Origin of the sequence: Nitrosomonas sp. Nm58 (assembly GCF_900107335.1) — a bacterium.
Taxonomy (GTDB): domain Bacteria; phylum Pseudomonadota; class Gammaproteobacteria; order Burkholderiales; family Nitrosomonadaceae; genus Nitrosomonas.
This window is the reverse complement of sequence record NZ_FNPQ01000055.1, coordinates 1-11,620: the sequence shown is the minus strand read 5'-3', so window position 1 is coordinate 11,620 and position 11,620 is coordinate 1. Positions and strand designations below refer to the sequence as shown.

12 protein-coding genes, 1 pseudogene and 1 other annotated feature are annotated in these 11,620 nt (G+C 49.6%); of the genes and pseudogenes, 9 read left to right on the top strand and 4 right to left on the bottom strand.

Features of this window, described 5'->3' with window-relative positions; all coding sequences use genetic code 11:
* Positions 1–125: 125 nt before the first annotated feature.
* A complete protein-coding gene (locus BLW34_RS13505; protein ID WP_090580626.1) occupies positions 126–2,225 on the bottom strand; it encodes a putative bifunctional diguanylate cyclase/phosphodiesterase in 2,100 nt (699 codons plus the stop codon).
* Between the two features lie 243 nt (positions 2,226–2,468).
* Complete coding sequence (locus BLW34_RS17505) at positions 2,469–2,582, bottom strand: glycine zipper 2TM domain-containing protein (protein ID WP_371263951.1); 114 nt, start codon at positions 2,580–2,582, stop codon at positions 2,469–2,471.
* A gap of 459 nt (positions 2,583–3,041) precedes the next feature.
* Here BLW34_RS17505 and BLW34_RS13500 point away from each other — a divergent pair, with 459 nt between their 5' ends.
* Positions 3,042–4,292, top strand: a complete 1,251-nt coding sequence (locus tag BLW34_RS13500) for a catalase family protein (RefSeq protein WP_090580624.1) — start codon at positions 3,042–3,044, stop codon at positions 4,290–4,292.
* Here BLW34_RS13500 and BLW34_RS13495 read toward each other — a convergent pair.
* Complete coding sequence (locus BLW34_RS13495) at positions 4,276–4,467, bottom strand: hypothetical protein (protein WP_090580621.1); 192 nt, start codon at positions 4,465–4,467, stop codon at positions 4,276–4,278. The genes BLW34_RS13500 and BLW34_RS13495 overlap by 17 nt on opposite strands.
* 193 nt (positions 4,468–4,660) lie before the next feature.
* On the opposite strand from BLW34_RS13495, the gene BLW34_RS13490 reads away from it, so the two are divergent.
* The 6 genes from BLW34_RS13490 (at position 4,661) to BLW34_RS13470 (ending at position 9,032) form a co-directional block, all read left to right on the top strand.
* Positions 4,661–4,855, top strand: coding sequence for a CsbD family protein (locus BLW34_RS13490; RefSeq protein WP_090580618.1), 195 nt, complete (start codon positions 4,661–4,663; stop codon positions 4,853–4,855).
* Positions 4,856–5,038: 183 nt separating this feature from the next.
* The gene (locus BLW34_RS16215; RefSeq protein ID WP_176754344.1) at positions 5,039–5,188 is read left to right on the top strand and encodes a hypothetical protein; all 150 of its coding nucleotides are present in this window, start codon (positions 5,039–5,041) and stop codon (positions 5,186–5,188) included.
* A gap of 364 nt (positions 5,189–5,552) precedes the next feature.
* Entirely contained in the window at positions 5,553–6,125 is a 573-nt protein-coding gene (locus BLW34_RS13485; protein ID WP_090580629.1) for a BON domain-containing protein, read from the top strand.
* Positions 6,126–6,158: 33 nt separating this feature from the next.
* Positions 6,159–6,362, top strand: coding sequence for a CsbD family protein (locus BLW34_RS13480; protein WP_090580615.1), 204 nt, complete (start codon positions 6,159–6,161; stop codon positions 6,360–6,362).
* Between the two features lie 222 nt (positions 6,363–6,584).
* Positions 6,585–6,959, top strand: coding sequence for an HvfA family oxazolone/thioamide-modified RiPP metallophore (locus BLW34_RS13475; RefSeq protein ID WP_090580612.1), 375 nt, complete (start codon positions 6,585–6,587; stop codon positions 6,957–6,959).
* Positions 6,960–7,616: 657 nt separating this feature from the next.
* Complete coding sequence (locus BLW34_RS13470) at positions 7,617–9,032, top strand: dihydrolipoyl dehydrogenase (RefSeq protein WP_090580609.1); 1,416 nt, start codon at positions 7,617–7,619, stop codon at positions 9,030–9,032.
* A 281-nt stretch (positions 9,033–9,313) separates the two neighbouring features.
* On the opposite strand, the gene BLW34_RS13465 is transcribed toward BLW34_RS13470, so the two are convergent.
* Positions 9,314–9,970 (bottom strand): thiopurine S-methyltransferase, encoded by a 657-nt coding sequence (locus tag BLW34_RS13465; protein WP_090580606.1) that lies wholly within the window; start codon positions 9,968–9,970, stop codon positions 9,314–9,316.
* A gap of 218 nt (positions 9,971–10,188) precedes the next feature.
* Between BLW34_RS13465 and BLW34_RS13460 the strand changes: the two genes are divergently transcribed.
* The gene (locus tag BLW34_RS13460; RefSeq protein ID WP_218138862.1) at positions 10,189–10,662 is read left to right on the top strand and encodes a type I restriction-modification system subunit M N-terminal domain-containing protein; all 474 of its coding nucleotides are present in this window, start codon (positions 10,189–10,191) and stop codon (positions 10,660–10,662) included.
* 4 nt (positions 10,663–10,666) lie between these two features.
* Positions 10,667–11,620, top strand: a pseudogene (locus BLW34_RS17110) (IS3 family transposase); the annotation flags it as partial.
* Positions 10,945–11,060, top strand: a sequence feature (AL1L pseudoknot). Its footprint overlaps the pseudogene before it by 116 nt.

The window sequence follows — 11,620 nt, the reverse complement described above, 5'->3', positions numbered from 1 at the left end:
TCTTCTTACAAGCTCAAGGCTTAAGGTCGGACCGGCTTCCCCAGAAATCAGCGCAAGTTTAAAACAATTTAGTCGTTGGTTTTAATATACAAGGTGGGACTTATGCCTAGTTTGACTCAAGCCAGTTACTCGTTCCCTTGTTTATCGCATAGTCCGGTTGCCAGCAGTTGGGCAAATTGCTCCGCTTCCATCGGTCGAGAAAAAAAATAGCCTTGCCCCTCTTCGCAATGCTGAATCTTCAGAAAGACTAACTGCTCCTGTGTCTCCACACCTTCGGCGGTCACCCTTTGCTTGAGACTGGCGCCCATGGCGATGACGGCGCTGACGATGATACCGTTGTCGCTACCGCGACCTATGTCCTGCACGAATGACGGGGCGATTTTAAGGATATCGATCGAAAATTGATGCAGATAACTCAAGCTGGAGTAGCCAGTGCCAAAATCGTCCACCGCCAGTCGTACTCCCATATTCTTGAGTTGCTGGAGTATCGCGACGCTAGATTCGACATCGCGCATCAACACGCTTTCGGTAATTTCCAGTTGCAGGCAGCATGGATCGAGCCCGGTTTCATTCAAGATGGCATGCACGCCGTCAACAAAATCCTTGAAGCAAAATTCCAGCGCAGAGATGTTAACGGCGATCGAGCTCAGTTGCAGTCCTGCGTCCTTCCAGCGCTTAGCCTGCACGCAAGCTTCGCGCAATACCCAGCAGCCGATCGGCACAATCAGGCCGCAATCTTCTGCGATCTGCACAAAGCGATCAGGCACTACCATGCCCCATTCCGGATGCATCCAGCGCAACAATGCCTCAGCACCGGTGATCATTCCGCTTTCCAGGTTGACAATGGGCTGGTAATACAGCACGAATTCCTGCCGTTCCAGCGCACGCCGCAAATGGGTCTCGATGGCTAGCCGCTCAACCGCGCGGACGTTCATCTCTTCCTTGAAAAACTGGTAATTGTTGCGGCCCTTTTCCTTGGCGTGGTACATCGCGATATCCGCGTTCTTGATCAATGTTTCGGCATCCTGGCCATCCGCAGGATAAGTGCTGATACCGATGCTGGTCGTTACATACAGATCATGCTCATCAATAACATGCGACACCGCCAATGCAGCGAGTATCTTGTTGGCAATCAAGGCAGCATCTTGCGCGTGCTTGTCCTGCGTCACCAGTATCACGAATTCATCGCCACCCAGTCGACTAACTGTGTCAGAGTTGCGCACGCAGGTACATAAGCGTTGCGCAACGGATTGCAGCAGTTTGTCGCCGGTCGCGTGTCCGAGCGAATCATTGATATGCTTAAAATTGTCCAGATCCAGAAATAGCAGAGCGAGGTGCGTACTGCGCCGTTTTGCCAAGGCGATTGCTTGTGTGATGCGGTCGTCCAGCAGCACGCGGTTTGGCAAATTGGTCAGGGAATCGTGTTGCGCCAGATGGGCCATTTTTGCAACCATTGCCTGCGCGGTCGTGATGTCGTGGAACACGATCACCGCACCGACAATCCTTCCGTTCACGTCGTGGATCGGCGCAGCGGAATCTTCGATCGCCGCTTCACTCCCATCGCGCCGGATCAGAGTCGTGCCCGCAGTCAATGCCATCGCCTCGTCTCGCTGCAGCACCGATTCGATCGGATTAGGCGCTAGGTCGCGCATCTCGCCATGGATGATTTGCATCACCTCACTAATGGGATGCCCGCGCGCTTCTTCTCTCGGCCATCCGGTCATGTCTTCCGCCGCAACGTTCATATAGTCGACATTGCCTGACATATCGGTGCCAATGACTGCGTCACTGATGGAATTGAGGGTGATTTCAGCTCGGTTTTTTTCTATGAAGAGCGATTCCTCGACAGCTTTGCGCTGAATGATGTTGCGCAGCGATTGCGGTACCAGATTGTTGCTAAAGTGATCTTTCGATAGATAACCTTGCGCGCCGCGCTGCACCGCTTCCGACGCAAGCATCACGTTATTCGTCGTACTAAACGTCATGATCGGCGTTTGAGGTGCGATGGCGAATAACTTATCAAACGTTGCGATGCCTTGGCTGTCCGGCAACGACAAATCCACTAAAATCGCGTCAATGCCCCCTGTGCGCAGCCGCTCAAGCCCATCGTAGAGTCGCGTTACCCATTCAATGTCGAATGAGCTGTCTTTTGCCTCGCCAAGCACATCCTTCAGCGACTTGGCATCGGTGACATCGCTCGTAATAATCAGAACATGATTCGCCATTCAATCTCTCACTTTAGGTGAAGGGATGGTGGTGTGCTTCATACACTCGGCTGAGAGCCAGTGAATAAATCTTTCATATCAACTAAACAACTGAAAGACTAGCAAGAGCAAGTGGTCCATTCACCACTCACGAGGGTGCACCTTCACTCAGCCGCTTCATCTGGAGTCGCGTGGTTTTATGCACATATCGGAAGATAACAGGAGTTCAACTGCCAGATGTAGACTCATGCACGACTGCTGGCGCTACTTTTTGTCATTGTCATCGCCGGTCTCGTGACCTATAACACCACCGACCGCTGCACCGCCGACAGCATCGACACTAGCACTGATCGCAGTGTTTCCATCCCGCGCTGACATCCCGGAGCAACCACCTAAAGCCAAGTATCACTACTATAACACCACATAGACTTCAAATCTTCGTATTGATCTCATTGAAGTCTCTCTTTGTCAAATATCAAGATACAGGAATATTCCTATACTTATTTGATAAGAATAATCGCAATACAAATCGCAGTCGGTGCGGTAACGAACACATGTGTAATCGAGGCAGACAGAAACGGCAACATGCCGATTTGTTCCATTACCTCATTGTGTGCTAGCGCATATACCAGATGCCCGATTCCTGTAATACTTTTAAATATAGACTTCAGTGAATACTTACTGGGAAGATAACAACCCCTTCCGATTCTGTTTGGATTAACGATCGAAGGGAATGGGTTTCAGCAAGCTTAGTCCAAAGAAACTGAAAAATTACCATTTTTAGGTCTCTCCAGCCAATACCCCGAATTCCTATCCCACTTTTTACATGAGGCCATTATGAAACCACTCGCCCCCCGCTCAATTTTGCCCATGCTTGCAGTACTTTTATCATGTCTGGTATTTGTGACTGCTTGCAGTGCCCCGGAAAAAAGCTTGGTTCCGAACACAGCACACTCCGGCAGCCAGCCGACACCGACCAGCGACATCGAATATGACACCGGGCTCGGCGAGTCGCCCTGGCCAGGGGAAGAAGCCGCAACGCAGGCCATCACAGAAAACATCGAACAAACGATCAAGTCGCGCTATATGAATAACCTTCCCGCGCTTCGCGACGTTCACACCAAAGCACACGGTTGCGTGCTGGCGGACTTCCAGGTTAACGAGACACTTAAGGATGAACACCAGCACGGCATCTTTCAGCCTGGGGCGCGCTACAAGGCCTGGATCCGTTTTTCAAACGGCAGCAGCGATCCAACGGCCGATGACAAAGAAGGCGACGGTCGGGGCATGGCGATCAAACTCATGGGCGTTCCTGGGGAAAAACTCCTGCCCGACGAGAACCATACCCAGGATTTCATGATGATCAATCATCCCGTGTTCTTCATCAACGATCCACAGAAATATTTGAGCCTCATTCAAGCGCGCAGCAGCTCAAGTCTGTTGACCCAGTTAATCGCACCTCTCTCGCTCGGGATCGAAGGCTCGATCATCGCTTCAAAGATCAACAGCAAGAAAATCGGGAGCCCGCTCTACACACGTTACTGGTCGATGGTACCTTATCAGCTCGGCTCTGGTGCGAACCGTCGTGCAATGAAATATTCCGCAAAACCTTGCATTCAAATGGACAACACTCCCCCGTCAGCCAAGTCTCAGGACCCCCATTCCCTGCGCGCGGCGATGAAGCAGCACCTCAGTACCCATGACGCTTGCTTCGAATTCTTGATCCAGACGCGTGATACCAGCACACCCGCAGGCGCAGCGCTCAGCGTTGAGATGTCCACGAGTGAATGGGAGGAGAGCGTAGCACCATTTTTTAAAGTCGCGACTATCACGATCCCCGAACAGGATTTCGACAAGCCAGCGCAGCACAAATTCTGCGAAAACCTTTCGTACACGCCTTGGCACTCGGTATCCGAACACCGACCGCTCGGCGGGGTCAATCGGATCCGCAAAGTGGTTTACTCATCCATTGCCAGCCTTAGGCGCAGCATGAACGCCATCACGCCGATCGAACCGATAGGCAATGAGGTTTTTAAACCAGATATACCTAAAGATACAGAAAAAACGATGATCAGACAGACGCAGTGATGAATGTGGCAGTCGATAAAGTAACATCGAAACTGATTTCCAACAGGGCATGCGGCATGCGATACCGGAATTTGCTGCTTTCTGTTTGCAGCAACGCTTGGGTGATCTGATCAGCACGTCCTGAAAAACCATTCACACGTGCGCACATGGCGAAAAACACGGGATCGATAATCACCCTTGAGGGAATATCAGCGCTGCTTTAGGAAGAAACACTACTTTGAGTACTATGTTAGCGAGCGCACAGAAGCGGAGCCACACCCACATTACAATTCATTTAACCATACGTAGATTAATGATGTGGCCCGTGGCACACGAACCGATCCCGGTTAGTTGTGTGGATATTTCAACTTATTATTGAGGAATTCATCATGAACAAGGATCAAGTAAAGGGCGAAGCAAAAGACATCGCCGGTAAAATTCAGGAAGAAGCTGGCAAACTGACTGGCAGCACAGAACAGCAGGTCAAAGGACTGAAAAAGCAAGCTGAAGGCAAGATACAGAAAGGCGTTGGCGATCTGAAAGAAACTGTCACAGATCTGAAAGAAACCGCCAAGAAAGGATAGGAATTCCAGCCGCGGAAACTTCCGCGGTTGGGCATGTTAGGAAATAACATTTTTTGCCCTTTCTATATCGATAGCCCATTGATTTGCATAAATATCTATTCTAGTTTTTCTTATTATGCAACAGCCCTACTTTAGGCTTTGTGGATATGGTGGTCTTTATATCAACTGAAAAAGGAAAATCCAATGAAAAACATAAAACTGTTTATAGTCACCATGATGTTGGCTGGAATGACAGGCTGTTTATCGTTTGGTTCAGGTAAAACTGGTCCGCAAGGTCCACAAGGGGAGCCTGGAGACAAGGAAACGATTATTATCGTGCCGGAAAGACAGTAATGAACCTGGATTGAATTGGCGATAAACAACCAATGGAAGAGTACAACCTGCCTGGGTGTTTGGGAGCTCTCCCTTTTAGCTCGTTCCAGGTATTTCGTGCCGGATGCCATAGCACTGTCATGCTGGGCCAATCGTTGCGTTGCTGCCTAGCGTCATATTGACGCCACCAGTTAGCCCATAAGGATAAGGAAATTTCAGTAAAAATGATTTTTTAATTATTTATACAGCTATGTGGGTCAGCGCACAGAACAGCCGGTATAGAACAGGAATAATTGAAGATATGGAATTCAGGAGGGAGTTAAGCATATATCTTCAGCTCGGAACCATGCGAAATTTTCAATTTATTCAATTCTGGAGAAAAAGCATGAATATCAAAAATAGGTTGATTATTCTGGCCATCATGGTGGTCGGCAGCTTATCCATCGCAGGGTGCGGAAAGAGTGGGGACAAAGAACCTCAGGCTGAGGCCAAAACTACAGTGGGAACAGAAATCGACGATAGTGTCATAACCACAAAAGTAAAGTCTGCTCTGCTTAAAGACACGGGTCTGGAAAGTCTCGATATCAAAGTTGAAACACGCAGGGGCGAAGTTCAACTAAGCGGTTTTGTGGAAAGCCAAAATCAAATGGATCGTGCCATAGCGATTGCTCAGGAAGTTAAGGGTGTCAGAAATGTGGATAACAAAATGAACATTAAGACCAGAGACACCAGTGTGGGTACCAAGGTAGATGACAGCGTCATTACTACCCAGGTTAAAGACGCACTCCTCAATGATCCTATCATCAAGAGCTTTGATATCAGTGTAGTGACGCGGGATGGAGAAGTCCAACTCAGTGGGTTTGTGGAAAACCAAACTCAGATTGACCGGGCAATTGAGGTTGCACAGGAAGTCGAGGGTGTCAAAAACGTCCTCAATGAAATGAGCATCAATGAGTAGAAACGCAATTTAAACTTGAAAAGGAGCTACAAAATGAACTGGGATCAAGTGGAAGGTAACTGGAAACAATTCAAAGGTAAAATCAAGGAACAATGGGGCAAACTCACCGACGATCATCTCGATACGATTGCCGGGAAGCGCGATCAGTTGGCTGGCAAGATCCAGGAATCATATGGCATCAGTAAGGATGAGGCGGAGAAGCAAATTGCCGAATGGGAAAAGAACCAGAAGGGCTAAGTAGTATCCTCCTCCTGCGTAAAGCATTGCAGCATGTTGCGAAAGCGACATGCTGTGCAACCAATTTTTATTGCCAGCCAAGTGAAGTCCGTGCAAAGGAAGTCATGAACAAATTCTGTTTTGTCTCGACAGCTGTGGGCTTTCCGTCTGCAATAAAATTATCCACCAGATTTTCTGATGGATTTTAATATAGTATCTTTTCAAATACTTAGGAGAAATATCATGTCTAAAAGAAAATCAATCATCTCTGTCGCAGTAGGTTCTGCTTTCGCTGTAACCCTCGGTGTTGCACCGATCGCTTCGGCTGCCGAGAATCCATTCAGCATGCAGCCTATGGAAAAAGGCTACATGGTCGCTGAAGCCGGCAAATACGATGATAAAAAAGCGGGTGAAGGTAAATGTGGCGAAAACAGATGTGGTGCGGCCATGGCAGACACCGATAAAGATGGGAAGATCACTAAAGAAGAATGGGACAAGCACCACGATGCTATGTTCGAGAAGATGGATGCCAACAAAGATGGGACTGTTGACAAAGACGAGATAGACAAAATGAAGGCAGAAAAAAGAAAAATGCATGGTGACAAGCAGAGCTATTAAGCTCTACTTTAACCAGTCAAGTCAGGTTTTCGGCGAGGGTGGCTTCTGATGTCGAAAACCTGCGCTTTCTAGCAAGTGGCCTATTAGCCACAGGCTACAGCAGCGAAAATTGTACTTGCCTATTACACGCCGCTATCCAACCCGCACCACTTTAATATTCACGAACTCGCGAATGCCGTGGTAGCACAGCTTCCTCCCAAACCCGGATTCTTTGATCAGTTGCGCGGCAAACCTCGCCCTTCAGGGCAGGGGATTCCTACGGCGCTATACACTGACCCGTATAGTCGCTTCGGTGGGTTCCTGCCCCGAGATCGCTCAAGGAGATGGCTTGGTTTTTGCCAATAAGCTCCACGCGGGAGCTTTTACGGTGGCGGGCTAACTCATTGCTTCCCAGGACAAACGTAGTAGGTGTAAGATCAGTTTGGGTGCTTCCTACTCAGCAACAGTCTCTGGATAATCTGGGGATGGCATGCCCGTGCTTATGCACTTGTTGTCTTGCAGATGACCTTGGCAGTCTTGAACATTCGTGGCGCTAACAAGAATGAATCAAAATAGAATTTCAGATCAGAAGCTTAGTCCTCTAAGGATGCCACACCGACCGCTGAGTTGTGAGCGATATATTGTAGTCAGCTCATGCCATCATTGGAGTAAATTGCTATGAATGAAACACTGGATGTGATTATCGTCGGGGCGGGGAGCGCAGGTTTGGCCGCGCTGCGGGAGGTAAGAAAGCGTACTCAGCGCTTCGTGATTATCAATGACGGACCCTGGGGCACTATCTGTGCCCGGGTTGGCTGCATGCCATCCAAGACACTGATCGAAGCCGCCAATGCCTTTCATCGTCGCGGCACCTTTGAGGAATTTGGTATTCGGGGTGCCGATCAGCTCACGCCTGATATTCCCGCTGTGCTGAGGCGTGTGCGGCGGTTACGCGATGATTTTGTTGCCAGCACAGTAAAAACTACAGAAGAGCTGGGCAAACGCGCTATCTCCGGGCGTGCGCGCTTGCTTGCGCCAAATAGACTGGAAGTCAATGGCGTGGAGTTGCGTGCGCACAAAATTATCATTGCTACCGGATCGCGCCCAGTTGTGCCTACATCTTGGAATTCATTGGGAAAACGGTTGCTCACGACGGACACTTTGTTTGAGCAGGACACTCTGCCTGCACGCATGGCAGTGGTGGGAATGGGCCCTATCGGTGTTGAGATGGCGCAAGCACTTTCCCGGCTTGGCATTAAAGTGGCGGCATTTAGCGGTAGCCAAACGGTCGCCGGGTTGACAGACCCGCAGGTCATTGCAGTAGCGACAGATTTGTTGGGGAGAGAATTTCCTCTTCATCTGGGCGAGAAAGCTGAATTGAGCGCCGTAAGTGACGGTGTGCAGGTACATGCCGGGAGTACAGAAGTGGTGGTTGACAGTGTTCTTGCTGCGTTGGGACGCCGACCTAATATCGACAATCTTGGTCTCGAAACACTGGGAATCCCGCTCGATCAACGCGGCATGCCGCCTGTTAATCCAAGTACGATGCAAGTGGCCGATCTGCCAATATTCATGGCGGGTGATGCCAATGACCAGGCGCCACTGCTGCATGAGGTTGCGGATGAGGGATACATCGCCGGAATCAATGCCACTCGTTCTACTTCGACCTGCTTTACACGCCGGATACCACTCGCCATCGTTTTTTCTGACCCGGACATAGCCGTCGTAGGCAGTCGCTTTCAGGCGCTCGATCATGCCAAAACACTGGTTGGAGAGGTGCATTTTGACCGCCAGGGACGCGCGCGTGCCGGCCAGCGTAATAAGGGTATTCAGCGTCTTTATGCTGATGCGGGAAGCGGCCGGTTGTTGGGTGCGGAAATGTGCGCGCCTGCTGGTGAACATATGGCACACCTCCTGGCGTTGGCGATCGATCGCTCACTTACAGTGCAGGAGTTGCTGCGCCTGCCGTTCTATCACCCTGTTCTGGAAGAAGGCTTACGCACGGCACTGCGTACTCTGGCGGCACAGCTTCCTACTGTCAGCGAATCCGATCTGACCATGTGCGGCGCATTTAATACGGAAGCACTTGACTGATGTTAACTCGTTAAAATAAACAAAAACCTAAGGCTTATCTAAACTTTTCAGAAAAGATAGCAATTCATGACGGTATTTGCGATCATGGCGCCAATAACACGTCAACGTGAGTTCCCTTAGGAATTTTCCACAAAGTTTTTGGTTCAGCCCATTTTTCAAACACTTTTTTACCAAGTTCGGGTTCTACGACAATATCTTTTTGCCCATGGATAACAAGGACAGGAATGGGTGAAATTGATGCATGAGTAATGCTGCAGGAACGGGTGAAAAGTTCTGTTTTATTAATGGGTAGTCAGCAGAAAGACGCTTTCCTGTAATTGGCTTAATCCACGTTCGCGAAAGCGTTGATTCTGTGCCAACACATCTATTTGAGCCAGCAGCCGTATCTCGGCATGCTGCTGGTAGAGTGCTGCTACTTCGCCTGGAGATACTGCAAATGGTGGCCCCAGCATTTCTGATTGGGGATAATCAAACGTAATGAACAGGATTTGTGTTGCGGCGGGCAAGATATTCACCAGGTGATCCACATAACGTTTACGCAGTTGTGGCGGGAGTGCAATCAATGATGCTCGGTCGTAGACTGCGCTTACCTTCGCTAAATCGTCTTTACCCAAATCAAAAAAATTCCCGCACAGGATACTGATACCATTCACGGCATAGCGATCGAATTTACCGCTGGTCACGCGCTGCGGCGATAGTCTGTTTTCCACGAAGAACGCGTGCACCGCAATGGCACTCAATTCAACCCCGAGCAATGAGTGTCCCTGTTCATGCAGCCACAGCATGTCACGGCTTTTGCCGCAGAGGGGGACGAACACCTGGCTACCCTGTGCAAGAGATAACTCTTGCCAATATTGACGCAAATACGGATTGGTTTCGTTCTGATGAAACCCGATTTCTCCCTGTTTCCAACGCTCCAGCCAATAATCAATTTCCATTTCTATTTCCCAATAAACCGTTGCGCTATCCCTGCCAAAGATGCTCTAGCATATACATTATGCTGGCTCCCGTTTCAATTTGTTCCGAATTTTGTCTGCTGCGCGTGAGTGATACATTTGACATTTATCGGAAAAATCCCTGCTGGGAGGGTGCCAGGCCATCCTCATTTGCGCCAAATGGCACGTTCTTGCAGCGGTTTGGATTATAGGGGAGTTTAGTGTACATTGCGGTGCAATTCGATGGCTTCCAGCAATGGGAACCCATAACCAAAAACACGCCTTATTCATGCTTCAAGAAAAAATCACGCTTTCCCAACTCGAAAAACTTCCTCTTCAAGGCTGCCGACATCTTGCGCGGCAAGATGGACGCGAGCAAGTTCAAGGAATTCATTTTCGGCATGCTGTTCCTCAAGCGCCTGTCCGATGAATTTGACCGCAAACGTGCCCATCTGCGCAAGACCACTTTGGCCCATTTGAAAGACCAGCCTGCACTGCTGGATGAATTACTCAACGACAAGACCTCCTACGGGGACACCTTCTATGTCTCGCCCCGCGCCCGCTGGCACGAGAGCTGGGTCGATCAGGAAGACAATGAAGTGCCGCCGCTCAAACACCTCAAGTACGACATCGGCAACATACTCAAACATGAATCGCCCCGGGTTTACAGGAGACTCTATTTCTTGAGAGGATAGAGTAATGAAAAAACCAGTAAGATATTCACCGGAGGTTCGTGAACGGGCTGTCCGATTGCTGTATGAACACCAAAGGGAGTATGGGCCGCAATGGGCGGCACTAGAATTGATAGCCTCCAAGATAGGTTGTACTGCTGAGACGTTGCGCAAATGGGTGCGACAATCAGAGACTGATCAGGGTATCCGGGCAGGCATGTCAACCTCGGATCGTGAGCGACTCAAACAACTGGAACGTGAGAATCGTGAACTGAAGCAGGCAAATGAGATATTGCGCAAGGCATCAGCCTATTTTGCGAAAGGACGCTCGACCGCCGACCGAAGTGATGGCGATATTTGTCGATCAACACAAGGAGCAGTACGGGGTCGAGCCGATCTGCAGGCAAATTCAGATTGCCCCGTCGAGTTACTATGAGCATAAAGCACGAGAACGAGATCCTGACCGGCTACCCGATCGCACTAAACGAGATAAAGCGCTTGAGCGGGATATACAGCGTATATGGGAAAGCAATTTCAAAGTTTATGGCGCCAACAAAGTATGGCGGCAATTAATACGTGAAGGTAGGTATCCGGGTTGCCCGTTGTACAGTCGAACGGCTGATGAAGAAGCTTGGAATACAAGGCGTCAGGCGTGGTAAAAAATGTTGGACGACGATTGCAGATGACTTGCTTGATCGGCCAACAGACAAGGTTAACCGGCAATTTGTAGCGACGCGCCCTAATCAGCTGTGGGTGGCGGACATCACTTTTGTGGCAACGTGGACAGGATTTGTTTATGTAGCTTTTATTACAGATGTTTTTGCACGATTTATTGTCGGCTGGCGGGTCACCCGGTCATTGCATACAGACTGGGTGTTCGATGCATTGGAACAGGCATTGTGGGCGCGGCGGGAAACCAGTGGGTTAATCCATCACAGCGATCATGGCAGTCAATATCTGTCGATTCGCTATACGGAACGTT